Below are 23,614 nucleotides of genomic sequence, written 5' to 3'. Positions count from 1 at the left end.
TCGGGTCTTCAAGGGGGTTATGGGTCTTAGCCGGCTCGAATGGAAGAAGGACCCAGAAAACTGCATGGAAATGTGCCCGGCGCTGCACGAGGTCGGCGAGCGCGTGAAGGACATGAACGCCGATGGTGTTCTCTCGTCGTTGGCTTTCCCTGCTCTTCCGGATTCTCACGGAACTCGGGCTCGATGTTCGCAAAGGTGGACGGCATCAACGGGACAGCCAATGCGATGACGAATATCACCGTACCGCCGGGGCGTGGAGGTGGTGAACGTCGAGAGGGGAGCGAGCCGATGTCGAATCCCGATCAGGTCAAGGTTCAACGCGATATCGTGGTCATCATCGGTGCCGGAGGGCTGGGCCTCGCCGCCGCCCGCAGGCTCGGAGTTGGCCGCCACCTCATGGTGGCCGACCTGCCCGGCGATCGCCTCGACCTCGCCGCGGAAGTACTGAGGTCGGCCGGGCACGAATTCACCGCCTGGCCAACCGACGCGTCTGATCCCATCGCGGTGTCCTCCCTGGCATCCGAGGCTGCCCGCCACGGCCCGATCCGTACGATCGTCCACACCGCGGGCATCTCACCGACTCAAGCGCGCGGTGGGGCCGCCGACGTATTCAGGGTCAACCTCTACGGCACCGCCCTCGTGCTTGACGCATTCCTCCCTACCGCACAGCATGGCACCGTCATCGCCTGCATCGCAAGTCAGGGTGGCTATCGTAACGCGGTATCCGCCGAGACCGAGCGGCTCCTCGCGCACACGCCTACCGAGCATCTTCTCGAACTCAAGGCCCTCGACCCCTCCAATTTCACGGCGGCTGAAGCGTATGCGGTCAGCAAGCGCGCTACCCATGTACGGGTTGCGGCGCAATCCATCCAATGGGCGGCTCGCGGCGCCCGAGCTGTGACTGTGAGCCCCGGATTCACCGTCACCCCCCAGTCAATGCTTGAACTCGATGGGCCAAATGGTGACCTCATCAGGAATACGCTGCTGGCGAGGCCGGGAGCCCGTCTGGGCACGCCCGACGACATCGCAGCAGTCATCGAGTTCGTCACTGGCCCGGCCGCATCCTTCATCAACGGGACCGACATCCTGGCCGACGGCGGAGCCATCGCCTACCAGCGATGGAGCGACCCGACGGGCGAAAGCTCCTACTTCTCCACGCGTAGACCTGTGTGACTGCCGAACTCGGACCGAGTGGCCTCCACAACTCGGTGACGTCGAAGTGCGGCCCGCGTAGGCCGGATCTTGTCCTCGACTGGAAAGGCTGGGGGACGACTCATCACGATTCATCGCGATCTCCTTGGGCTATGGGCCAACAAACCCCTGTGCCAAAGATCCTGACGCACAACACGTCTCTCCCTGACCAACCTGGTCAAACACAGCATCGACGGGCCCGGCGCGCTCACCGCCAGCCGCCTCATGCGGATGCGGTACCGCTCACGGCTGCTCGCCGGGTGCATCGTCAGGACCGGCCTGGATCTCGTACCACCCTAACCTAAGCCTTTACAGGTCTCGAGCGGCCAGAGCATTTGTCGACGACGACCCTGCGCCCCCGAGCCCGCGCAGAGATGAGCATGTTCTGAAACAACTCTCCGATTCCAGGGCAGGAGGAGACGGCTTGTGCGGACCAGTCTCGGCGTTATACCAAACTGTTACGTCGCCGGATGTTGACCTGGCCACACTCGCGTGCCTAGATTGGGCAGGTCGGTATGGGTCCAGCGGGGTGATTCGGCAGCACGCGGCGGAGAGCTAGAAGAATTTATCATCGAGAATGACGGGCTCCTCTCCGTAGCCTCCAGCTATCTAGCAGACGTAATCGAGCCACGTCGCCGGCTAAAATCCCGGAGGAGTTTTCATGTCGAACACAACCTCGCCAGCCTCGTCAACCGATCGCGTCCTGATGATCTCGTCTGACGGTCATGCGACCGCCCGCATGCATGAGTATCGTCCGTATCTGTCGGCCGCACTTCGCGAGGAGTTCGACCGCTTCCTCGAGATCTATAAGGAGAAGGGCGCTCGCATCAACGAGGAAGCATCGATGTCGAAGAACTTCGACGCGGAGTTCGTTGAGCTGTGGAAGCGGAACGTGATCGAGCCGGGTCGCCTCGAGGGCACTTGGGACATCAAGGCACGCTTTACTGAGATGGAACGCGCCGGGCTAGCCGCCGAGGTGATCTTTCCCGACTTCGGCATTCCGTTCGAGCTCTACAACCCGCTCGTGCGGGCGCTCGTCGGGTACCGGTTGACTTACGAGCAGGTCGTCGGTTCCTATCAGGCATTCAACCGTTGGCTTTCGGAGTGGGTTTCTGAGGCACCCCACCGCTTCGCAGGCATGGCGCTTGTGTCGTTCGCCGATGTCGACGCCGCGATGGCCGAGATCCGTTGGGCCAAGGAGCACGGTCTCAAGGGCATTCTCCTCGGCAAGTTCAGCGCGGAGGTCCCGGTGTTCCACCCGAAGTACGAACCGATCTGGTCATTGCTGGAAGAACTGAATATGCCGGTCAATGTCCACACAGCTGTGTCCGGTACGTTCGACTCCGCCATGCTCCCGAGTAGCGACAGCGAACTGTTCCCGAAGCCGACGCCGCTCCCGCACCCCACGACGGCCGCCGCCCTCATGTCTAAGACGGTGTTCTACGCGGCGCACCAGTTGCTCATGCAGTTCATCTGGGGAGGCGTGCTGGAGAACCACCCCAAGCTCCAGATCGTCCTGACCGAGACCGGCTCGGCTTGGCTCGCCGGACTCCTTAAGAACATGGATTACACCTGGGACGGCGCCTTCACACCCCGCGCGGTGAAGGATTTCCTCCCGATTCCGCCATCTGAGTATGTGCGCCGCCAGGTCCACCTCGGTTCGTCGGTCTTCTCCCGTGCGGAGATGGAGAACCGCCACCAGATCGGCATCGAGCACATGACGCTCGGGATGGACTTTCCCCATCCGGAGGGCACTTGGGGCATGGGTCCGGGCCACATCGAGTACCTCAACGCCACCATTGGCGCTGCAGGCGTCACGCCTGACGAGGCCCGCGTGATTGTTGGAGCCAACGCGGTGGACCTCTGGGGCTTCGACGTCGCGAAGTTGCAGCCGTTCGTCGACGCTCATGGCCCGACCATGGAGCAGATCCTGAGGGTGCCCGAGGTTGATCACTTCCCGCGCGGCGACGTGCACAAGCCGTTCGGCGATCCGCGGTAGCGACCTCGATCGTCACCGGCCGGCTGTGCCTGCGGGCGCGGCCGGATCTCTGACCGAGGGGTGGCCTCGGCGGCGCGCAGGCGCCGTCGAGACCGCCGAGTCCAATCGCTTTCCAGGGCCTGAATTGCGCTGGACAGCTCCGCCTGGGAGACGTGAAGCCTGACTTCCGCCAAATTAGTCGTCCAGCGCCCGGGCTGGAAGTCGAGGAAGACCCGCCGGTCCTTGGCCGCCACCCTGTCCGACCTGATCTTGAAGACAACGAAGCCGCCGAGGTCCTCTTCCGTCACCTTGGCATCGGCGTACGCGCCGCTCATGTGGCCGGTCATGGCGATCACGGCCGCCTCACGCGCCGCGACCAGCTTCTTCCATCCTTTCCAGGGTGATGATCCCGATGGCGTCGTCGACCTCGAACTGGACATGTTCGAACTGCATGCGTTCCTCCGCTGAATTGAGGAGCTCGGCCGCGGTGCAACGTCAGGCGGCAGGGTCGAGACGCATGATCCGGGCGATGTTGCCACCCATGATCTTTTCAACGTCCGATTGCGGCAGCCCAGGCGGCAGGCGGTCGAGGTAGCTGAGGGGCTCGGCGAGGCCCTCGGCATGCGGGTAGTCCGATCCGAACATGACGTGGTCGATCCCGAGGACGTGAATAAGCTGCTCGACGTTGTCCTCGTGGAAGGGATTGACGTAGATGTTGCGCGTGAAGGCCTTGACGGGGTCCTCATCGAAGTCTCGCGGCATCTTCCGGTGGACGTCCTCGAGGTGTTCGAGGAAGGGTGTCACCCACTCGCCGCCGTTTTCGATGGAGGCGATGCGGAGCGTGGGGAAGCGGGTCAGGGCGCCGTGGCAGGTCAGTGCCGCCATGGTGTCCTCGATCGCCCGCTTCCCGGACGTGAGCCACCGGAACGGGTCGGGCTTGAAGGGCTGGAATTCCCGCAGGCCCGTCCAGTCTGCCTGGTACCTGGAGTAGCCACTGTCCGAGGCATGCATGCATACGAGGAGGTCGGCATCGACGACGGCACGCCAGAACGGGTCGAACTCCTCGAACCCGAACGACCGCGAGCCCCGGTACCCGGGCACGGGGGCCGGGCGGATCAGGACGGTCTTCGCGCCGCGCTCCAGCACCCACTCGAGCTCCTCGATCGCCTTGTCCACGATCGGCAGGGTGATCACTGGTGCCGGGAAGATTCGGTTTTCGTAGTTGAACGACCACTCCTCGTGCATCCACTCGTTAAGCGAGTGGATCACGGCATGGATGAGTTCGGGATCATCCCTCAGTCGATCTTCGAGGAGGCTCGCGAGCGTCGGGAAGATCAAGGCTCGGTCCACTCCCTGCTCGTCCATGAGCTTGAGGCGAGGTGCCGGCTCGTGGAAGGCCGGGATGCTCCGCATCGGCTTGCCCAGGATTTCCCGGTACGGCTTCCCCTCCGGGTTCCCGATGCGGAAGAAGTCCTCCTGTGCGCCGGGGCGGGCGACGACCTCGAAGGTGGGGTTCGGGATGAACTCGCTGATCAGGCCTCGGATCGCGATCTTGGTCCGGCCGCGCACGTCGACGTAGTCGACCGCGCTCCGATAGCGGTCGGGCAGGTGGCGGGTAAGGGCGTCCCGCGTCTCGTACATGTGGTTGTCGGCGTCGAAGACGGGGAACCTGCTCCTGCGTTCCATGCCCTTGACGCTAGCGTCATTCAACCCGATGGTAAACGGTACGGTACCGTACTATACGCTGGCCGGACGGAGGATCGATCATGGTCGCGGCCCACGGTGCGGCGAGGACCAACCTCGGCGTCGGGGCCACGGCTGGCCTTGGCGCGGCTGTCGGAGGTGGTGTGCTCCGGCCAGTGGGGCCGCGGTTCGCGCTCGGTGCGGCCGGGTCGTGCGGTATCTGATGCCTCCGGTCTTGCGCCTGGTCGCAGCGTCGATCATCGAGGAGCTGTGAAACGTGACCATCACCACCAGCGGCAGGGGCGTTTACTACGACCCGTACGACTTCGAGATCGACGCCGACCCGTACCCGGTGTGGAAGCGCATGCGGGACACCGCACCGCTCTACCGGAACGAGACGCACGACTTCTCCGCGCTCAGCCGCTTCGCTGACGTCGATCGGGCGCTGAGCGACTGGGAGACCTACCGCTCAGGGCGCGGCTCGATTCTCGAGCTCATCCAGGCCAACGTCGAGCTCCCAGCAGGCATCGTCTTGTTCGAGGACCCGCCGATCCATGACGTGCACCGCGGCCTGCTGGCGCGGGTGTTCACGCCGAGAAAGATGATGGCGCTCGAGCCCAAGATCCGCGAGTTCTGCGCCGCCACCCTCGACCCGCTCGTCGGTTCGGGCCGCTTCGACTTCATCGCCGACCTCGGCGGTGTGATGCCGATGCGGGTCATCGGCCTGCTGCTCGGCATCCCCGAACAGGACCAGGCCGCTATCAAGGAGCGGATCGACGGGCACCTTCGCCTGGAGGAGGGCAAGGAGAGCACCGTCGCCGACGATCCGGCTTCCTTTGCTGAGCTGTTCGGCGACTACATCGACTGGCGAGTGAAGAACCCGTCGGACGACCTGATGACGGTGCTGTTGACCATCGAGTTCGAGGACGAGACCGGTGCGACACGGACGCTCACCCGCGAGGAGGTCCTCACCTACGTCTCGATGCTCGCCGGCGCGGGCAATGAGACGACCGCCCGGCTTATCGGCTGGACCGGCAAGGTCCTGGCCGAGCACCCTGCCGCCCGGCGGGAGATCGCCTCGGACCGCTCGTTGGTGCCGAAAGCAATCGAGGAAATCCTCCGCTTCGAGCCGCCCTCGCCGGTCCAGGCGAGGTACGTCGCCCGCGAGGTCGAGCACTACGGCCAGAAGGTCCCAGAGGGCAGCGTCATGCTGCTGCTCAACGGCTCGGCCAACCGCGACGACCGCCGGTTCCCTGACGGTGACAGCTTCGACATTCACCGCCCGAACGGCCGTCACCTGAGTTTCGGCTACGGTCTCCACTTCTGTCTGGGCGCCGCGCTGGCCCGACTCGAAGGCCAGGTGGCCCTGGACGAGGTACTCAAGCGCTGGCCCGACTGGGAGATCGACTACGAGCACGCCGTCCAGGCGCGTACCTCGACGGTGCGCGGCTGGGAACAGCTGCCCGTCTTCACGTCGTGAGAGGGCCATCCATGCAGGCGGAATGGCGTAAGCGCAACGGGGCGACCGGCATCGGCACTGTTTGGTGCAGCACCACGACGTGTGCATTTCCTTGTCGCGGGCCGTACGGGCCCGACGTGGGTGCGTCGTCCCTGTCAGCGACGTCGGGAGTAGGTGAGCGGTGCGTCTGGTGTTGAGCTCCGATCAGGCGTTCTTCCGGGACACGACGGCGAAGTTCCTGACCGAGCAGGCGCCGGTCGGTGAGCTGCGGCGGCTTCGTCACGATCCGGCCGGGTTCGACGGTGAGTACTGGCGCCAGGGCGCGCAGCTGGGCTGGACGTCGCTGCTGGTCGGTGAGGAGCACGGTGGCGGCTCGATAAGCGGAGACGGCCTGGTTGACCTGACGTTGGTGGCCGACACGTTCGGGCGGCACGCCGCGCCGGGGCCGCTGGCCGCTGCCAACGTCGTCGCCGCGGCGCTGAGCCGGGCCGGCGACGCGCACGCGGACGTCGTGGCCGACCTGGTATCGGGGACGGCCCTGGCCTCATGGTGTGTCGCGGAACCCCGTCCCCACAACCGGCTCGGTTCGGTGAGACTGCGGGTGCGTGTAGAGGGCGGCGACGTCGTGGTGAACGGCGCCAAGCGGCCGGTCGAGTCCGCAGCGCAGGCATCGCACCTGCTGGTGACGGGACGCACCGGGGAGGGACTGACCCAGGTCCTGGTACCCGCGGTGGCCCCGGGGGTGTCGATCGTGCCCCTGCACACGGTGGATCTGACCCGCCGCTTCTTCGCGGTCACCTTCGACGACGTACGCGTCCCCGTTGAACGGGTCGTCGGTGAGATCGGCGGCGCGGACGCCGAGGTGGAGCACCAGCGTCAGCTCGCGGCGGTAGTGGGAACCGCCGAGGCGGTCGGGGCCATGCAGGCCGCCTTCGAACTGACCGTCCAGTGGGCCTTCGACCGCTACTCGTTCGGCCGCCCCCTCGCCTCCTACCAGGCCCTCAAGCACCGCTTCGCCGATATGAAGGCCTGGCTGGAGGCCAGCAACGCCGTCAGCGACGCCGCCGCCGCGGCCGTCGGCGCCGGATCCCCCGAGGCCGGCGCACTCGTGAGCGTCGCCAAGGCGTACATCGGTGACTACGGCAGCCGACTTCTCCAGGACTGCGTGCAGCTCCACGGCGGGATCGGCCTCACCTTCGAGCATGACCTGCACCTGTTCCTGCGCCGCCACACCGTCAACCGGGCGCTCGACGGCACCCCCGCCGACCACCGCCAACGCCTCGCCGACCTCGTCGAACAGCGAGAGGACGCCGCATGACTACCCAGGACACCGGCGAGGTAGAGGACCTCGACGGCTTCCGGCAGCGGGCCCGCGCCTTCGTCCGCGTCAACCTCCGCCCGGCGGACCCGGCCGTGGTGTCGGCCCGGCTCATGCTGCCCGAGGAGGAGACGCTCGCCGCCGTCGCCCGCGAACGCGAGCTGCAGCGCATGCTGTTCGACGCCGGCCTGGCTGGGATCTGCGTCCCTCGCGAGTACGGCGGCCAGGGCCTCACTCCCGACCACCAGCAGGTCCTCAACTCTGAGCTCGCCGGCTACGAGTACCCGATGCGCCTGCAGATCCCGACGTTCGTGCCCTGTGCCGCGGTGCTGTTCGACCGCGGCACCGAGGAGCAGAAGCAACGCCATCTCCCCGCCATCCTCAAGGGTGACGAGCTGTGGGTGCAGTTCCTGTCCGAGCCGAGCGGTGGCTCCGACATGGCCGGCGCGCTCACCAACGCCGTCCGCGACGGCGATGAATGGGTCCTGAACGGCTCCAAGCTGTGGACCACCAACGCCTCGTGGTCCGACTGGGCGCTGTGCCTGGCGCGCACGAACTGGGACGTCCCCAAACACCGTGGTCTGACCGTGTTCATGCTCCCCATCCGCCAGCCCGGCATTGAGATCCGCCCCATCGAGATGCTCAACGGCAGCAAGGAGTTCTGCCAGGAGTTCCTCACCGACGTCCGCGTCCCCGACAGCCACCGCGTCGGCGACGTCGACGACGGCTGGAGCGTCTGCATCCGCTGGATGTTCCACGAGCGGATGCTCTTCAACTCGCCCCTGCTCACCATCCCCGCCGGCGCTGCCCCCGGGAGTGTCGTCAGCCCGACGTCGATGCGCGACATCGCCCGCGACGCCGCCCGCCTCCAGGATCCGGCCGCCCGCGACCTGGTCGGCGAGGCCTACATGCTCACGGTCGCGAAGGGAGAGCTCGAACGGCGACTGCGTGAGGGCATCGCCGCCGGAGTACTGTCCGACCAGGCTGCCGCTATCGGCCGCGTGTTCGGAGCACTCGTCTCGACCCGCACCACCGACATCGCCTTCGAGCTCGCCGGTGACACCGGCGTGGCGTGGGCCAACGACGACGGCACGCTGGCGAACCGCGGCACCGACTTCCTCATGCGCCAGGCGGGCTGCATCGGCGGCGGCACCGCCGAGATGGCCCGCAACGTCATCAGCGAACGCGTCCTCGGCATGCCCCGGGAACCCGCCGCCGACCGCGGTATCGCTTTCCGCGACGCGCCCCGCAGCCACTCGGCCCGCACATGAGACATCCCGCGCCCCGATCGGCGTCCCTTCAGCCTCCACATTGCTACGATCCGGTTTCGCAACCGTGAGGGATGTCCGTGACGCCTTCCGAGGACCATTTCGAGCGCGCCTTGGAAGACCCCATCTTCCGTACCACCGTCGACGTCAACCACCTCAACCGTTCCGACATGGCCCCGCTTACCTGTCGTTCGCCACGTTCGATACCACGATGGGCGACCCGCTCGAAGCTGGATCCGGCCTCACGCATCCCGAGGACCTCGAGGTCCGGCCCTTCGTCGACCTGGTGACGTCGCTGCCCATCTGTCGGCGCGTCGTCGACCACCCGCCGGAGCGCGTGGATGTCGAGCCCGTCGTCGATGCCGTTTTCGCCGCATTCAACCGGGTCCCAACCTAAGGAGGAGACGTTGCCTTCTGCACGTGATGCGCGAGAGTGGGCCGCCCAGGGCGGGCTGCACGGGATCGGGAACTCGCTGTACACGCCGTTCAGCGGGCCCGACGGGGACGACATCGATTATGACGCGTATCGGGCGCTGGTGCGGTACTGCGTCGGAGACCTGGGCCACGCGATGCTCTGGCTGACCAGCGGCATTGCCGAGTGGTGGTCGTTAACATTGGACGAGCGTAAGAAACTCGTTGAGATCGCGATCGATGAGGCGCGGTCGGTGGCACCCGGCGCCGTTATCCAGGCGTGCACGACCGCGACCTCGGCGAAGGACAGTCTGGAGCTCACGCGGCATGCGCAGGAGCACGGCGCTGACATTTGCTACCTGCAGACACCTCCGATGGAGGTGCACGCGGGCGAAGGCGTCCTGCGGTTCTTCAAGTACATCGCGGATCGCACGGACATCGCGCTCGGGATGTTCAACTCGGGGTCGTCCGGCTGCGTGCTCTCCCCGGTCGAGATAGCACGAATCTACGACGAGGTTCCTGCCGTGTGTGCGATCAAGGAGGGGATGCTGCAGTACTGGCGAAGCAAGGCGATCCATGCGCTCGCTCCGAGTCTGGTCGTCTGGGAGTGCGACACGATCGTCTACCGGGCCGGTTGGCTGCAGGCGGGTATCGTCACTCCCGCCCAGCTCGGCACCGCCGGTTACCTGGTGGAAACCCCGGAATGGCCGCGCCTGACCGAGTACTGGACCCGTATCTGGGACGGGCGGATCGCCGAGGCCATCAGCTACGCCAAGGAAAGCGGGCTGGAGGAGCTCCAGTCGGCGGTCGGCAACTGGTACACGTGCTACCCCGGACGGCCCGAATACTTCACGCACTGGGCTGAGGCGTTCCGTTATGCGGCATCGATGATCGGTCTGCCCATGGGAGACTACCCCCACTCCCGACCCCCGCAGGCAATCCTGCCCCAGGCCGCCAAGACCCAGATCCGTACAGCGTACGAGAAGTTCGGACCCGTCAGGTCACCCGTCAGCGCATAGCTGCTGGCGCGGCCAGGTGACCGGCCGACCCCAGGTCTTGTCGCCGACGTGAATCCGGGAGGGGAGAAGCGCGTCGGCGACAGACCCGGCCGCCTTGGCCGGATCCTCGGCGACGCCCCGCGACACCCGACGATCGCGCTGGCCGAGCGACTGGCCGTCGGTCCGCCCCAATTTGAAGTCACCAACCCGCTGGCTATGAAAGCGGCGACGATGTCTGGCGAGGGCCTCAACTGTGGCGTTGAGACGAGTGTCGAAAAATAACCGGCCGGTGAGGCTGGATTTGAAATGTGTGCCGCAAAGTCGATTTGGGCGGTATAGGTTTCGCGCAGGAGTACCACGTCGGACGCTGCTTGCGGGGGTCCTCGTCCCACTCGCCCGCCGGTGCGCCCGCTTGTGATCCTGAACCCCCTGGCCGAAGCGGTGCTCGGTGTGCCCAAGTCCAAGTGACGTCAGAAAGACTCTGAACAGAAGAAATAGAGGAGAAATGGTCAGCGCTGGACAACTCTTCAGTGCACGGTCCTGGCTTTTTGCCCCAGGCGACAGCGAAAGGAAGATGGAAAAGGCCGCCGCCGGCGCGGCGGACATTGTTATCTTCGATCTTGAAGACGCGGTACATGAGGACGAAAAACCCAGGTCGCGAGCGATGATCTCAGCCTTTCTGGCGGCTAGGCCGAAGGAGGACAGAAGTCGACTATGGGTCAGAGTCAATCCGCTGGACGGCCCACATGCGTTGGCTGATCTGGCGGCGGTGATCCCGGCGCGGCCCGGAGGAATTATGCTTCCCAAGTCACGCGGCCGCGCGGACGTGGACCTCCTGGACCATTACCTCTCGGCGTTGGAGGTCTCCGCCGGTATCGAGCAGGGTTCGACAAAGGTCATCGTGCTGGTAACCGAAACGGCCGAAGGCATGTTCACGACCGACACATACCAGGGTGCATCGAGGCTTGTTGCCATGACCTGGGGCGCGGAAGATCTTGCTGATGCCGTCGGCGCCAGTGAGAATCGCAACCCTGATGGAAGCTATGGTTTCACCTATGAGCTGGCCAGAAGTCTGTGCCTATTGGGCGCGGCAGCCGCCAGGGTAGCGCCTATCGAAACTATCCATGGCGACTTCCGCGATGTGGAAGGCCTGCGCCGGCGGGCTGAGAGGGTACGCCGTGACGGCTATCGAGGTATGCTGGCCATTCACCCAGCCCAGGTCGATGTGATCAACCTCGCCTTTACGCCTACGGAGGCGGACCTGGCCGCGGCTCAGGAAGTCGTCGATCTGTTCGCCGCCAATCCCGGCGTCGGTGCCATCGGTCACAAGGGTGCCATGCTCGACCGTCCTCACCTGGCCCGTGCGCAGGCGCTGTTGGTATCGGGCAAACGCGCATGAAGGTCATCTCAGATGTCAGGGACGTGGACCTCAGCCAGTTCCTGCGCCCCGGTGACCGCATCGTCATCGGCCAGGCCTGCGGCGAGCCGACCACGCTGATCGAGGCGTTGATCGACCAAAGTGGCGGCATCGGTGGCCTCTCGGCCTTTATCGCGACAAGCTTCTCTGGTCTTTTCACCCCGGAGGCGACGGACGGCTTCTCCCTGTCGAGCATGGGGGCCATCGGCGCGTTACGCTCACTGACCAAGGCGCACAGACTCAGCGTGATCCCCTGTCACGTCAGCCAGGTCGGCCCGTTGATCGAGGCCGGGATCATCGGGTGCGATGTCGCTTTCGTCCAGGTCAGCACAGCCGACGCGAACGGAGACCATAGCTTTGGTCTCATCAGCGATTACGTACAGGCCGCCGTCGCGAAGGCGCGTGTCGTCGTAGCGGAGGTAAACGATCAGGTACCTTTCACTCACGGCGGACTGCTACCAGCGGCTAAGATCGACTACGCCGTGCAGGTCTCGCGGCGGCCCGTGGAGGTACCGCCGGCGAGAATCGGCCCAACCGATATTTCTATAGCGGAGTACGCCGCCACCTATATCGAGGACGGCTCGGTCGTCCAGACCGGGGTCGGCGCGGTGCCGGATGCCATACTCCGCCTGCTACATGACCGCAAAGACCTTGGCGTGCATTCTGGCATGTTGGGTGATGGTCTGGTTGAACTGGTCGAGGCAGGTGTCGTCACCAATGCACGCAAACGTATCGACGTCGGGGTCTCGATCAACGGCGCCCTGGTCGGTACGAAGCGTCTCTATGAATTTGCTCACCGTAACCCGCGGATTCGCATGTGCCCCACGTCCTACACCCATAACGCGGCCGTGCTCGCGCAGCTGGACAGGCTGGTGACCATCAACTCGGCGATGGAGGTCGACCTGACCGGCCAGGTGAACGCCGAACAGAGCGGCTCGGCGTACCTCGGGGGTACCGGTGGCCAGGTGGACTTCGTGCGTGCCGGCGCGCGCTCGCCGGGCGGTCACGCCATCATCGCCCTGCCCGCCACCGCCAAGGGTGGCACGATCAGCAGGATCACGGTCAACCTGTCCGGACCGGTCACCACCGCGCGCAGTGATGTGGATGTGATCGTCACCGAATTCGGCGCGGCCGAGCTCAAAGGCCGGACCCTTGCCGAGCGTGCCCGGCGTCTGATCGCCATCGCTCATCCTGATTTCCAGGAAGAGCTGGCGCGGGGGGCTCACACCATTCAACGGAGGGGGTTCTAGTGAGCGACGCGGTATTATTCGATGGCCGTGATGACGGCATCGCCGTCATCACGTTGAATCGACCCGAGAGCCGTAACTGTCTGACGCGAGACGTTCGCGACGGCCTGTACGCCGCCTGGGATCTTTTTGAGCGCGACCCTGTATTGCGCGTCGCCATTCTGACGGGCGCCGGCGAGAAGGCATTCTGCGCCGGCGGTGATCTCAAGGAGATGGTCGAGACCGGTATGCGGGTGCCGCCTCGCGATATGTTTCCCCTCCCGTACGACACCGTCGAGCTGTCGAAACCGACCATCGCGGCCGTCAACGGAGTCGCGTTCGGCGGCGGCTGGATGATCGCCCAGGCCTGTGACCTGTGTGTCGCCAGTACCAGCGCGAAGTTCGCGGTCACCGAGGTCAAGGTCGGCCGAAGCTCTCCGTGGGCCTCACCACTGATCCATATGATCCCGCAGCGGATCATGATGGAGATCCTGCTGACCGGCCGACCGATGAGCGCTCAGCGGGCATATGAGATCGGCCTGGTCAATCGCCTTGCCGATCCCGGAGCGCTGATGGACGTCGCGCTGGAACTGGCCGGCGAAATCCTTGGCGGTGCCCCCCTCTCGGTGAAGGCGGCGCGAGAAACGGTAATGCTCTCTACTGAGATGGGTCGTTCGGCGGCCCTCAAGGCCGCCCGGCACGCGTCTGAGTGCTGTTACAACAGCGAAGATGCCCAGGAAGGACCCAGGGCGTTCGCCGAAAAACGTCCGCCTCAGTGGAGGGGACACTAGTTTTCATGAATATGTTCGCTTCTCGTGCGACGGGCCTGAACACGCTGCAAGTCCTGCGGTCGTACCTGCCGAAAAGCATGTCTGGGCAGGTCAGGCGGCGTGTTCGTACTCGTGCAGGATGCCGGTGAAGCGGTCGTGTCGGTGGATGTTGAGGTGGGTGAGCCGGTCCGGGGCGGTGATCGTTTCGGGTAGCGGGTGGAGGGGGCCGGAGTTGGCGATGCCCTGGTGTGGTCGGTGTATGTTGTAGAACGCCTCGTAGTGGCGGGGGCGTACAGGAGGTGGCGCTGGTTGTAGATCAGGGTTCGGTTGAGGAGTTCCTGGCGGCAGGATCGTATTTTCCGTTCCATCTTTCTTTGGTCGGTGGACGGTTGAAACCGGAGAGCGCGACGTCGACTAGCGTCGCGATGTCCTCCGATCGGACCTTGGACTGCTCGATGACGCGCTGGTAGATGAACGGCGCCATCACGAAGTCGACAAAGAGTCGGACGTCAAGATCGTCGACTAGCTCGCCACGCTCGATGCCACGGAGGATGACTCGCTCGAAGGTCGACCGGGCCTCTCGCTCAGTCTTCCGGCGCAGCGCGTCCAGCTCCGGGTCGCGATTCGCGGCCTCCACGAAGGATGGAAAGGCGCGGCTGATGTCCTGTCTGTTGAGGTAGCTGACCAGCTGCCAGAGCAGCTGGATCAGGTCGTCGCGCAGGGATCCGGTGTCGGGCTCCACCGACGGACGCTGCACACACGAGAAAGCGGCGTGGATTAGCCCGGCGCGCGAGCCCCAATGACGGTAGATCGTTAGCTTGCTGACTCCCGCGCTCGCAGCCACCGCATCGACGGACAGACTGGCGACGCCGTTCTCGGCGATGAGGTCGATCGTGGCCCGAAGGATGACGTCCCGCGGCACCCCTGGGCGTGGCGACATCAGGCTCCACCTTCCGTCGTCGCGCGGCCACCGGCGACAGCAGGTTCCTGGACGCGCACTTCGATGCTGGTCCGTGGCAGCGTCTCCATCGGGGCAGCCAACGGCGAGTCCACGCGTACGAGCCGCGGATGCCGGGTAAACACGAAGAATGTCCCCTCGTCGTAAGAAACCGCTCAGTATCATTCTAGGCTCCGGAGCGAACGCTGGCCGGGACCGCCGTGAAGCGGGCGCGGCTCCGCGCGGCGAGGCGAGACGGAATCGAGCCGGTGTCCACCCTCGTGGCCTGCCGCCACCACACGAGACACGCCTTAAGCTGTGAGCGCCGATGACGATCGAGCTCACACCGGAGGAACGGTTCTGGCGCCCCGGCCAACGCGACTGCCGTCGGCCTCGCGCCGACCCGTTCGGCGACGCCGGCTTCGGCTGGTTGGGGCGACCCTCGGCCTCGCACGATCCATCGGCGAGGCCCGGTTCAGATCAGGAGCGACTTGTGCCCAAGCTGGAGCGCGACGGCGAGATCTTTATCCTGCGCCTCGATCCCGACGACGAGAACCGGTTCCATCCCGACTGGTTGGCCGCGGTCGAGGAGGCGCTCGACGAGGTGGAAGCGGCCGGCGCCCCTGCGGCGCTGGTGACGGCGGGCAGCGGCAGGTTCTGGTCGAACGGGCTCGATGTGGACTGGCTGCGCGCGCACGGTGACCAGTTCGCGGCCTATCTCGACCGGGTCGAGGCCCTGCTGGCCCGTACCCTGGCGTCGCCGGTGGTGAGCGTCGCCTCGATTAACGGCCACGCTTTTGCAGCCGGCGGGATGTGGGCGCTGGCCCACGACCTGCGGGTGATGCGCGTGGACCGGGGCTTCTTCTGCCTGCCGGAGGTTGACATCGACATGACGTTCTCGCCAGGCATGGCGGCGTTCGTCCGGGCCCGGCTGACCCCCCAGGTCGCACACGTGGCGATGACCACCGGTCGGCGCTACGGCGGACAGGACGCGCTCGCGGCCGGCATCGTCGACGGGGTCGCGGGTGTGGACGACGTGCTCGCGGCCGCCGTGGACCTCGCCCGCCCGCTGGCAGGGAAGTCTCGCTCGAACCGTGGGTCGATCAAAGAGCGGATGTACCAGGAGGCGCTCGCCGCGCTGCGCGCGCCGACCGACCCTGCTCGGCTGTTCTGACGGTTCCGAGCCGTGGCTTTTCGGGCTACGGCCCGGGTCGATCGGGAGAGCCGGCCGGCGAGACCGACAACGACGACGAGGCCGAACCCGATGTGCTCGGGACCCTGCCGGTGGTCCGTGGCGCGCCCGGGCGAGGCACGCGGGGCTGGGACCGGCGACGTTCCTGCTCCACGACGTGACGACCCTCTACTTCGAGACCGACGAGGGACCTGCGCACCGATTGGCGGAAGTCAGGGCGGGGACCATGCCGTACCGGCGCCTGGATGACCCACACGGCCGTGTCCGGGGGGCAGGAACCGCCCTCGCCCGCCCTTGTCCAGACCGCGGCCAGGCCCGGGCACTCGGACGGCACCGCCCGAGATGAGACAGGTCCGAGCGGACCGGGGCGGGAAGGAACCGGGCGTCTTGGGGCCGGGAGTCACCCGGCGGCACCCGGCCCGGAACAGATAATTGACGGAATCGGCTCGCAGAAATGATGGCCTCCGGTTTGGAGAGCAGCTGCTCAACAGCTCCACTCCACAACCGGAGGCCTTCACTGTCGCGTACGTTCTACCGGGTCGGCTCGCCACCCTCGAAAACCTGGCGGAACAGCATCACGGACGGTTAGTTGACCGGCAGGAACGCCTTGTCCGCGTCGAGCGGTATGCCCGGCTTAATCATCCCTTCGGGCAGGAAATCGGCCATGAGCTTCTCCACGGGTTGGCCGTCAATTTCCCGCGCCGCCAACAGGCGGTTGACGAAGAGCGTGTGGGGCGACAACTCCAGAGTGGGCTCTTCTCCCCCCCCACCGAGCCGCCACGCGAGTGTTTTGAGATCTGTGTCGAGGATGGGCGGTATCAAGATCGACCAGAGATAGTCGGCCAACACGGAGGTGAGCGGACCCCACTGCATCGACCCGCGGAGGGAGGTGCGGACGAGGGAGCGATCCGGACCGAGCGACTCGATCCACCAGGCTTCGCTGTGCGGGAAGGGGTCGCCCTCGCCTTCCACCTCAGCGACGTGACGTTCACCCCACCCGATCTTGTGGTCACCGTAGGCCTGGATAGTCGCCATCCGAACGTGCTTGTACCCGAAGAAGTCGTGGTGCAGGGGTACGGCGAGGCCACGCTTCGGCGACTCTCCTCCGGCGTCGTAGTCGATTGCCACGTGGAACTGGTTCAGGGTCATGATGTTGTCCAGGTTGGAGACCCAGTCCCAGATTTCCTCCGCCGGCTTCTCAATGGTGATCTCGCGTACACAGGTTAACGTCGCCATCGGTCGCTCCAAACTCTCTGTGCAGTGTTGTGCAGATGGGCCGTGAGAAACGTGCCCGTCGATGCTTCCTAGCCTCGCCGAGCAGCCCGTGTTCGTGGCGGGCTGACCGGGTCACTGTGCCAACCACCTCCTTCTTTGGTTCGCATCCGGTGGCTGGTGTGCCGGCTCAAAGCCAGGGCGGCAGGACTGGGGCTTGTTTGCCCTGTAACCTGGCGAGGTAGTTGGTCCGTCCGGTCAAGTACGCGGCGACCTCACTCAGCGCGCCGATCAGCGTGACGGCGTCACCGTCACCAGGCAACTCCCATCGGTCGCCAGTGTCGCTGGCCGCCAGGACCAGGGACGGGCCTGGACCGGTGCCGCGCTTGCCCACCACGTCGTCGCAGAGCGCGGCGAGGAAGCCGGCGGGCAGGTCAGTGAAGGACAGCCCCGTCGCGAGGTCGACGGCATGGACGCAGACCTCCCGCGCTCGCAGCCAGGGCACCTCGGAGGCAGGCACCGTTCGTCCCTGGGCGGTTACCACGGGTGTCTGCCATTGCTGGTCGCCCAGCCGGGTCATTGCCTCTTCGAGTGCGCTGGCCGAGCGGTCCAGCCAGGCCGTCAGGTCGCGGACGGACAGGCGGCTCCCGCGCTCGATCCCGGCGGCCCGTTCGGTTGGCGAGGCGTACATCGGGGTGGGTTCCCCAGTAGCGGCCCAGTGGACGAGGTTGCCCAGCGCATCGGCGTTCGCCGCGACGTGGGCAAGCAGGTGCCGGCGGCTCCACCCGGGTAGCGCGCTCGGGGCGGCGGCGGCATCGCCGTCGAGGTCCGCCTCCTTGGCGAGTAGCAACGTGCCCTGCCGCATCCACCGTCGCGCATCGGCGAAGGACCGGCGCATCAGTTCGAGGGCTCCTTGACGACCACGTTCTCGAGGCGGCCCAGCCCCTCGATCTCCGTGACCACTGTCTCGCCGCCGACCAGAAAGCGCTTCGGGTCGCGTGCGTTGCCGACGCCACCGGGGGTGCCGGTGGCGATGATGTCGCCGGGACGCAGGCGCACGACCGTCGAGGCGTACTCCACCAGCGCGACCGGGTCGAAGAGCAGATCGGCGGTCGAAGCGGACTGCATCACCTCCCCGTCCACCAGCAACCGCAGGCAGAGGTCGGGCCGGACGCCGCCGGGAACCTCGTCCGGGGTCACGAGGTACGGGCCGACCGGTGTGCTGGAGTCCCAGGTCTTGCCCTGCAGCCACTCCCGAGTCCGGAACTGCCAGTCCCGGCAGGTGATGTCGTTCACGACCGTGAATCCGGCGATCGCTCGCTCGGCCGCCGCCCCCCGCACGCGACGTGCCGGTGAGCCGACCACGAGGCCGAGTTCGCCCTCCCAGTCGAGCTGGTCGCTTTCCTGCGGCCGGACGATGTCGTCGCCGGCACCGATGAGCGCGTCGGCGAACTTGGCAAACAGCGTCGGGTACTCCGGCAGATCCCGGCCCATTTCCAGGATGTGGGAGCGGTAGTTGAGCCCGACGCACATCGTTTTGGACGGTCGCGGGATCAGGGGCGCGAAGTCAGCGCCGGCCGAGGCGTAGGTCGCCGCGCCCGAAGCGCCGACGCCGCGTGCCCGCTCGGCCCAGTCAGCGTGGCCCAGCAGCTCGCCGACATCGGAGTATCCGAGGTCGACCAGCGTGTCACCGTCGGCTTTGACCGCCCTCGTCGTGCCGTCGAGCCGGATGGTCGCAAGTCTCACGGGGTGCTCCTTTGCACGTGCGAGCGGTTGAGCTGGAGAGCCTCGAAGACAGGGGAGTCGCTGAAGCGGAACAGATCGAGGGCGCCGGAGTCGGAGTCGTCGCCGCCGGCCTCGGAACGGGCCGAGAACGGCTGCCAGGACGGGACGACGAAAAGGTCGCCCCGGGTCACCGACCAGGTCGTGTCCCCGACGGTGACGCTGCCCGAGCCGTCGAAGACCAGGTAGACAGATGACCCTGTCTCCCGCACAGGCGCTGTCTGCGTCCCGGCTGTGATGCGGTGCATCTCCGCCCGGATGGTGGGTAGCACATCGCCGCCCGTGGCGGGGTTGGCGAACCGCACCGCGGCGTGACCGGGCTCGACGGTACCGGCGAACCCTTCGGCCTCGAGTGAAAGCTGATCGGCCAGTGCCCGGTCGGTGTACTCCCACCGGTAGGCCAGCAGCGGCGAGCCAGGCGCCAGGGTACCGGTTGCCACCGGCAGCAATCCCGGGTGCCCCCAGAGGCGCTCCGCGCGCGACCGGTCGGGCGTGATCCGCTCGGCGTCGTCGAGGTGGTCCCGACCCGGCTCGAAGAACTGGGCTTCGGTGATGTATTGGAACGGGACGTCGAGGCCGTCGAGCCAGGCTGTCGGCTCCGTCGCCGCGTTGTAGTGGCCGTGCCAGTTCCATCCCGCCTGCGGGAGGAAGTCACCCCGTCGCATTGCCACCGGGTCGCCGCCCACGACGGTCCACACGCCCCCGCCCTCGACGACGAACCGGAAGGCGTGCTGAGTGTGTCGGTGTTCCGGGGCATCTTCGCCGGGCATCAGGTACTGGATCGCGGCCCACAGCGATTGCGTGGCGAACGGCCGTCCGCCGAGCCCGGGGTTGGCGAGCGCGATCGCGCGGCGCTCCCCGCCGCGGCCCACCGGGACGAGCTCGCCGGCCCGGGCCGCCAGCTTCCGCAGAGGCTCCCACTGCCACCGGTGGGGAACCGCCTTAGGACGCGGATGCGGGGGCATGATGTCGCCGATCTCAGTCCACAGCGGCACCAGCCGCTCCTGCTCAAAGCCCCGGTACAGCTCCTCGAGAGCTGGGGTGACAGCTGGCTGATCCGCTGCCGCGGTGGCGTGTAGCCGGACGAGGGAGCTGGCATCCAGGGAGGACATGGTCATGCACCATAGGGTTGTCCAGGTCTGCACTGAAGACCGCAAGATTCTGGATAGCAGAATCGGAGCTTGAAGTTGGACAATCCGCCCAAGACGCCGCCGCCCTACGCCATCGCCAGCGTCGACCACGCACTGCGAACCGCGGCCATGTTGCAGTTGGAGGGGGGCCTGACGGTCTCGGAGGTCGCTGACCGCCTCGGGGTCGCCAGGTCGACCGCGCACCGACTGCTGGCTATGCTGGTCTACCGCGACTTCGCGGTGCGGGACGACGATCGGGTCTACCGGGCCGGCCCGGTGCTGGAACTCGCCGCGCACTCCCAGTCGACAGTGTCCTCGTTGCGAGCAGCCGCGCTTCCCCATCTGCGCAGGCTGGTCGGCCTGTTCGACGAGACCGCGAGTGTAGCCATCCGCACCGGCGACACCGTGCGGTTCATCGCCTGCGCCGAGGGCCGGCAGGCGCTTCGGGTCGGCTCCCGGGAGGGGATGGTGTTTCCCGCCCATCGCACAACCGCTGGGCTCCTGCTCCTGGCTGAACTCCCGGAGTCCGAACTGGATGGCATCTATGCGGCGGAGCGCTACCAGGAACGCCCGGCGGAGCGCCCGGACCTCGCGTCGCTGCGCGTGGAGCTCGCGCGCGTCCGAAGCAAAGGGTTCGCCCTGAACCGAGAACGCTCGGAGCGCGGCCTGGTCGCCGTCGGGGTGGCCGTGCGCGGTCCTGACGGCATGGCGCAGGCCGGCCTGTCGGTGTCGTTGCCGATAGTGCGTTACAACCCACATCACCTTCGGCAGCTGGTCACGGCCCTGCATGCCGAGGCCTGCCGGCTGGAGGCCGATTTGGTGGCGAGGTGATCCGGGAGGTGCAAGCGCGACCTCATACTCGTCAGGCATGGGCGAACCCTTTGCTTTCGGTCACGTCAGGCGGTGGCCTTCTCGACCGGCAGTGAAGCGGCTGGGACACGGGGCGAGGGAGCGGCCTGGGTGAGGACGCCGGTGTTGACCAGCACGCTGTAAGCAGCGACGGACCAGACCAGAGCGGACGCGAACAGGGCGAACCACCCGGACGTCTTCACAAGGTCCTGATCCGTGTTGATCTGGCCCATGCCCATACACGCCAGCACTCCGAACAGCGAGGCGAAGAGCGCCACGAATGGGTACATCCGGTACTTGATCGCGGGTATCGCGAGGTAGGCCACGGGGACAAGCATGCCGAGGCAGTACCAGCCGACAGCCTCAGGAGCGAAGGCCCGGTTCTGGATCCCGGAGGTCAGCAGAAAATACAGCCCGATGGCCCAGAAACCGAAGGTGGTCATAACGTAGCCGGAGTAGGCGAGGCCACCGACGACAGATATGATCCCGGCGAGGACCAAGGCCAGCCCGCCAATCAGCAGTGCGTAGTCCAAGCCCACTACCGACTTCTCGACCCAGATGAAGTTCACCGCGTAGAGCAGTAACCCGAAACCGAATAGTGAGAGCCCGATGGGCGCTGGGTCCGACACTCGCGCTCCGGCAGCCGAGTCGGGCGTCACGTGGGACTGTGGCATGGCAAAACCCCTTTGCTGGGAAGGCTCCGGCATGGTGCACGACGCGGAACGGTGTCCCGGAGTGTGCTACACCGGATCGTGATCCGCAAGGCCGGGCCGGCGTGGTCTACTGGGGTGGAGCCGGTCTTAGACGATGTCGAGGTTCCGTCTGGGCGCCCCGGTGGGTTGATCGGGGCGGTGGACAACGTGCTGCGACCGCTGCGGCTGTTTGAGGATCATGAGATGGCCCGCGTGAACCAGGTGGCCCGGGAGATGGGGTTGTCTCGGTCGACGGTGCATCGCATGTTGGCGACGCTGAGTCACCACCAGTTCGTGGAGCAGGACGAGTACTCGCCGGCGTACAAGCCTGGGCCGGCGTTGGTCGACATCGGTCTGGCGGGGGTGTCCAAGATCGACATCAGGGCAGTGTCGCACATGGCGTTGGTGACCCTACGTGATCTGACGCAGGAGACAGTGCATTTGGGGATCATGCGGGGGGCTACCAGCGTCGTGTTTCTGGACAGTCTGGAGAGCGATCGGGTGGTGCGTACTGGCGGCCGGGTGGGGTGGATCCTGCCGGCACATTCGACGACGGTGGGTAAGGAATTGCTAGCGGAACGGAGTGGCGAGGAGATCGTCAAGTTGTATCCGTCGGGGTGTTGGAGGTGTCTACGCACCGGGCGTTGACGACGCGGGAGGCGTTGATCGAGGAGCTGGCTAAGGTTCGCCGGCGGGGTACGCGGTCAACCGCGGGGAGAGCGAGGACGATGTGGCCGCGGTCGCGGCGGCGGTGCGTGACAAGCGGGGCCATGTTCGATGTGCTCTGGTCACCACAGCGCCGATGTCGCGCGCCGATGATGAGTGGATTGCCGCTACGGCCGCGGTGACAACGCGGGTCGCGCGCGGGCTCGGCGACCGCCTCGGCCAGGGCGCGTATCTGGTTGCGATCAAGGTGATGGTGCAAGCTCCTTGATCCAGATCATGGTGGCGCGGAGGTGGAGGCCGCCGAGGTAGCTGCCTGGGGTCTTGTCGTAGCGGGTGGCGTTACCTCGCCATGCCTTCAGCTTGTTGATCAGCCGTTCGACGGTGTTCCGTTCCTTGTAGAGTTCGGTGTCATGCTGGACGGGCTGGCCGCCCGCGCGTCCTTTCTTCTTGCGGTTCGCGGCCTGGTCGGTCTTTTCCGGGATGACGGCGGTGATCCCGCGGCTGCGCAGGTGGGCGCGGTTGCCGCGGGACGAGTACGCCTGGTCCCCGGCGACCGCGCCGGGCCGGGTCCGGAGGCGCCCGACCGGCCCGGGGACGGGGACGCGGACCTTCGCCAGCACGGGGATGAACTGCGGGCAGTCGGCGGCCTGTCCCGCGGTCAGCACGAACGCCAACGGCCGACACCGCCGGTCGGCGGCGAGGTGGACCTTGCTGGTCTGCCCACCCCGCGACCGCCCCAGCAGCGCGGCGCTCAGCCGGCCCCGACGCCGTCGTCGCACCCGTCTCCGCTGCTCACGCTCCGGGTCGTCCTGGGTGTCCTGCCCGTCTTGTCCCTGCGTGTCGCCCCTTTTTGCCGGATCCCCTCTTCCTCCTCCGCGGCTTTTTCCAGCGCGGTGATCACGTCCTCGGCCAGATGCATCCCGGCGGCGTCGTGATGGGCCCGGGTTGTGGTCGAGTCCACGCTGACCAGAGACAGGTCCACGGCACCCCGACGCCCAGCCTCGGCGATCATTCCCTCCAGCAGCACCGTGAAGACCCCGGCGTCCCGCCACTGCCGAAACCGGTTGTGCACCGTCGACCAGGCCCCGAACTCGGCCGGCATCTCCCGCCACTGACTGCCCGTGCGAAACCGCCACAGCACCCCGGCGAACTGCTCCCGCAACCGCGCCGGATACGGGCCGAACTCCCCGATCGGCAGGTAGGGCTCGATGAACGCCCACTCCTGGTCCGTCAACTGCACCCGCGTCATGCACCACGATCTACCGGATCATGCACAGCCGCGGACACAGATCACGGCGAGAGATCACAACGCGATACGCGCCCTAGAGTCGCCTGTCCACCCCGCCGCGGCCAGGTCCACCCTCAGCCAGGCGTCCACGCCCGCCGGAGAGGCCTCTTGCCAGCGCCGGGGTTTTGGTCTCACAATGAGGAGCAA

22 protein-coding genes and 2 pseudogenes are annotated in these 23,614 nt (G+C 66.4%); 15 read left to right on the top strand and 9 right to left on the bottom strand.

All coding sequences use genetic code 11. The annotated features are described in order from the left end of the window. The first annotated feature begins 195 nt into the window (after positions 1–195). Together QOZ89_RS21735 and QOZ89_RS21730 are read left to right on the top strand one after the other, a co-directional pair. A complete protein-coding gene (locus QOZ89_RS21735) occupies positions 196–1,173 on the top strand; it encodes an SDR family oxidoreductase (protein ID WP_312624848.1) in 978 nt (325 codons plus the stop codon). A 679-nt stretch (positions 1,174–1,852) separates the two neighbouring features. Next, positions 1,853–3,190 (top strand): amidohydrolase family protein, encoded by a 1,338-nt coding sequence (locus QOZ89_RS21730; RefSeq protein ID WP_071053877.1) that lies wholly within the window; start codon positions 1,853–1,855, stop codon positions 3,188–3,190. On the opposite strand, the gene QOZ89_RS21725 is transcribed toward QOZ89_RS21730, so the two are convergent. Then, positions 3,142–3,525 (bottom strand): hypothetical protein, encoded by a 384-nt coding sequence (locus QOZ89_RS21725; protein ID WP_071053878.1) that lies wholly within the window; start codon positions 3,523–3,525, stop codon positions 3,142–3,144. The two genes, QOZ89_RS21730 and QOZ89_RS21725, sit on opposite strands and share 49 nt — an antisense overlap. On the opposite strand from QOZ89_RS21725, the gene QOZ89_RS21720 reads away from it, so the two are divergent. Beyond that, positions 3,515–3,637 (top strand): hypothetical protein, encoded by a 123-nt coding sequence (locus QOZ89_RS21720; RefSeq protein ID WP_312624846.1) that lies wholly within the window; start codon positions 3,515–3,517, stop codon positions 3,635–3,637. The two genes, QOZ89_RS21725 and QOZ89_RS21720, sit on opposite strands and share 11 nt — an antisense overlap. A gap of 27 nt (positions 3,638–3,664) precedes the next feature. Here the strand turns inward: QOZ89_RS21720 and QOZ89_RS21715 are convergent, their stop codons facing one another. Further along, positions 3,665–4,855: an amidohydrolase family protein gene (locus QOZ89_RS21715; RefSeq protein ID WP_071053879.1), complete on the bottom strand. Its 1,191-nt coding sequence runs from the start codon at positions 4,853–4,855 to the stop codon at positions 3,665–3,667. Positions 4,856–5,129: 274 nt separating this feature from the next. Here QOZ89_RS21715 and QOZ89_RS21710 point away from each other — a divergent pair, with 274 nt between their 5' ends. The 8 genes from QOZ89_RS21710 (at position 5,130) to QOZ89_RS21675 (ending at position 13,740) form a co-directional block, all read left to right on the top strand. Next, entirely contained in the window at positions 5,130–6,332 is a 1,203-nt protein-coding gene (locus tag QOZ89_RS21710) for a cytochrome P450 (protein ID WP_071053880.1), read from the top strand. A 160-nt stretch (positions 6,333–6,492) separates the two neighbouring features. Then, positions 6,493–7,629, top strand: a complete 1,137-nt coding sequence (locus QOZ89_RS21705; RefSeq protein WP_071053881.1) for an acyl-CoA dehydrogenase family protein — start codon at positions 6,493–6,495, stop codon at positions 7,627–7,629. Then, entirely contained in the window at positions 7,626–8,900 is a 1,275-nt protein-coding gene (locus tag QOZ89_RS21700; RefSeq protein ID WP_071053882.1) for an acyl-CoA dehydrogenase family protein, read from the top strand. Before QOZ89_RS21705 ends, QOZ89_RS21700 begins: the two co-directional genes overlap by 4 nt. A gap of 208 nt (positions 8,901–9,108) precedes the next feature. Further along, the gene (locus tag QOZ89_RS21695) at positions 9,109–9,294 is read left to right on the top strand and encodes a hypothetical protein (RefSeq protein WP_071053883.1); all 186 of its coding nucleotides are present in this window, start codon (positions 9,109–9,111) and stop codon (positions 9,292–9,294) included. 10 nt (positions 9,295–9,304) lie between these two features. Then, positions 9,305–10,327, top strand: coding sequence for a dihydrodipicolinate synthase family protein (locus QOZ89_RS21690; RefSeq protein WP_071053884.1), 1,023 nt, complete (start codon positions 9,305–9,307; stop codon positions 10,325–10,327). Between the two features lie 484 nt (positions 10,328–10,811). Further along, the gene (locus tag QOZ89_RS21685; RefSeq protein WP_071053885.1) at positions 10,812–11,705 is read left to right on the top strand and encodes an HpcH/HpaI aldolase/citrate lyase family protein; all 894 of its coding nucleotides are present in this window, start codon (positions 10,812–10,814) and stop codon (positions 11,703–11,705) included. Further along, entirely contained in the window at positions 11,702–12,973 is a 1,272-nt protein-coding gene (locus tag QOZ89_RS21680; protein WP_071053886.1) for an acetyl-CoA hydrolase/transferase family protein, read from the top strand. The genes QOZ89_RS21685 and QOZ89_RS21680 overlap by 4 nt, the downstream gene beginning before the upstream one ends. Continuing rightward, on the top strand, positions 12,973–13,740 hold the full coding sequence (locus QOZ89_RS21675) for an enoyl-CoA hydratase/isomerase family protein (RefSeq protein ID WP_071053887.1): 768 nt from the start codon (positions 12,973–12,975) through the stop codon (positions 13,738–13,740). Before QOZ89_RS21680 ends, QOZ89_RS21675 begins: the two co-directional genes overlap by 1 nt. A gap of 295 nt (positions 13,741–14,035) precedes the next feature. Here the strand turns inward: QOZ89_RS21675 and QOZ89_RS21670 are convergent, their stop codons facing one another. Continuing rightward, positions 14,036–14,659: a TetR/AcrR family transcriptional regulator gene (locus tag QOZ89_RS21670; protein ID WP_083419999.1), complete on the bottom strand. Its 624-nt coding sequence runs from the start codon at positions 14,657–14,659 to the stop codon at positions 14,036–14,038. 490 nt (positions 14,660–15,149) lie between these two features. On the opposite strand from QOZ89_RS21670, the gene QOZ89_RS21665 reads away from it, so the two are divergent. After that, entirely contained in the window at positions 15,150–15,830 is a 681-nt protein-coding gene (locus QOZ89_RS21665; RefSeq protein WP_071053918.1) for an enoyl-CoA hydratase-related protein, read from the top strand. A gap of 603 nt (positions 15,831–16,433) precedes the next feature. Here QOZ89_RS21665 and QOZ89_RS21660 read toward each other — a convergent pair. From QOZ89_RS21660 to QOZ89_RS21645, 4 genes are all read right to left on the bottom strand, one after another. Continuing rightward, complete coding sequence (locus QOZ89_RS21660; RefSeq protein WP_071053889.1) at positions 16,434–17,084, bottom strand: hypothetical protein; 651 nt, start codon at positions 17,082–17,084, stop codon at positions 16,434–16,436. 166 nt (positions 17,085–17,250) lie between these two features. Next, on the bottom strand, positions 17,251–17,958 hold the full coding sequence (locus tag QOZ89_RS21655) for a maleylpyruvate isomerase family mycothiol-dependent enzyme (RefSeq protein ID WP_071053890.1): 708 nt from the start codon (positions 17,956–17,958) through the stop codon (positions 17,251–17,253). Further along, positions 17,958–18,806, bottom strand: coding sequence for a fumarylacetoacetate hydrolase family protein (locus tag QOZ89_RS21650; RefSeq protein WP_071053891.1), 849 nt, complete (start codon positions 18,804–18,806; stop codon positions 17,958–17,960). Before QOZ89_RS21650 ends, QOZ89_RS21655 begins: the two co-directional genes overlap by 1 nt. Then, a complete protein-coding gene (locus QOZ89_RS21645) occupies positions 18,803–19,954 on the bottom strand; it encodes a cupin domain-containing protein (RefSeq protein WP_071053919.1) in 1,152 nt (383 codons plus the stop codon). Before QOZ89_RS21645 ends, QOZ89_RS21650 begins: the two co-directional genes overlap by 4 nt. A 69-nt stretch (positions 19,955–20,023) precedes the next feature. Between QOZ89_RS21645 and QOZ89_RS21640 the strand changes: the two genes are divergently transcribed. Next, entirely contained in the window at positions 20,024–20,803 is a 780-nt protein-coding gene (locus QOZ89_RS21640; protein WP_198543605.1) for an IclR family transcriptional regulator, read from the top strand. Between the two features lie 65 nt (positions 20,804–20,868). Here the strand turns inward: QOZ89_RS21640 and QOZ89_RS21635 are convergent, their stop codons facing one another. Continuing rightward, positions 20,869–21,450 carry a GPR1/FUN34/YaaH family transporter gene (locus tag QOZ89_RS21635; protein WP_071053892.1) on the bottom strand — a complete coding sequence of 194 codons (582 nt, stop codon included), beginning with the start codon at positions 21,448–21,450 and terminating at the stop codon, positions 20,869–20,871. 222 nt (positions 21,451–21,672) lie between these two features. Between QOZ89_RS21635 and QOZ89_RS21630 the strand changes: the two genes are divergently transcribed. Both QOZ89_RS21630 and QOZ89_RS21625 read left to right on the top strand, forming a co-directional pair. Continuing rightward, positions 21,673–22,161 carry an IclR family transcriptional regulator gene (locus tag QOZ89_RS21630; RefSeq protein WP_157910630.1) on the top strand — a complete coding sequence of 163 codons (489 nt, stop codon included), beginning with the start codon at positions 21,673–21,675 and terminating at the stop codon, positions 22,159–22,161. A 58-nt stretch (positions 22,162–22,219) separates the two neighbouring features. Beyond that, positions 22,220–22,447: pseudogene (locus QOZ89_RS21625) on the top strand (hypothetical protein); the annotation flags it as partial. Here QOZ89_RS21625 and QOZ89_RS21620 read toward each other — a convergent pair. Next, positions 22,422–23,428 (bottom strand): annotated as a pseudogene (locus QOZ89_RS21620) (IS5 family transposase). The pseudogenes QOZ89_RS21625 and QOZ89_RS21620 overlap by 26 nt on opposite strands. Between the last annotated feature and the right edge of the window lie 186 nt (positions 23,429–23,614).

This window comes from Pseudofrankia coriaricola, assembly GCF_032027725.1.
In the GTDB taxonomy this organism is placed as follows: domain Bacteria; phylum Actinomycetota; class Actinomycetes; order Frankiales; family Frankiaceae; genus Pseudofrankia.
This window is presented reverse-complemented; position numbering and strand designations above follow the sequence as displayed.

Bases quoted from the DNA above. Each gene is read 5' to 3' on its own strand.
- QOZ89_RS21720 (WP_312624846.1), top strand. From the start codon at position 3,515: ATGGCGATCACGGCCGCCTCACGCGCCGCGACCAGCTTCTTCCATCCT.
- QOZ89_RS21695 (WP_071053883.1), top strand. From the start codon at position 9,109: ATGGGCGACCCGCTCGAAGCTGGATCCGGCCTCACGCATCCCGAGGAC.
- QOZ89_RS21660 (WP_071053889.1), bottom strand. From the start codon at position 17,084: ATGGCGACGTTAACCTGTGTACGCGAGATCACCATTGAGAAGCCGGCG.
- QOZ89_RS21655 (WP_071053890.1), bottom strand. From the start codon at position 17,958: ATGCGCCGGTCCTTCGCCGATGCGCGACGGTGGATGCGGCAGGGCACG.
- QOZ89_RS21670 (WP_083419999.1), bottom strand. From the start codon at position 14,659: ATGTCGCCACGCCCAGGGGTGCCGCGGGACGTCATCCTTCGGGCCACG.
- QOZ89_RS21700 (WP_071053882.1), top strand. From the start codon at position 7,626: ATGACTACCCAGGACACCGGCGAGGTAGAGGACCTCGACGGCTTCCGG.
- QOZ89_RS21730 (WP_071053877.1), top strand. From the start codon at position 1,853: ATGTCGAACACAACCTCGCCAGCCTCGTCAACCGATCGCGTCCTGATG.
- QOZ89_RS21645 (WP_071053919.1), bottom strand. From the start codon at position 19,954: ATGTCCTCCCTGGATGCCAGCTCCCTCGTCCGGCTACACGCCACCGCG.
- QOZ89_RS21715 (WP_071053879.1), bottom strand. From the start codon at position 4,855: ATGGAACGCAGGAGCAGGTTCCCCGTCTTCGACGCCGACAACCACATG.
- QOZ89_RS21680 (WP_071053886.1), top strand. From the start codon at position 11,702: ATGAAGGTCATCTCAGATGTCAGGGACGTGGACCTCAGCCAGTTCCTG.
- QOZ89_RS21685 (WP_071053885.1), top strand. From the start codon at position 10,812: ATGGTCAGCGCTGGACAACTCTTCAGTGCACGGTCCTGGCTTTTTGCC.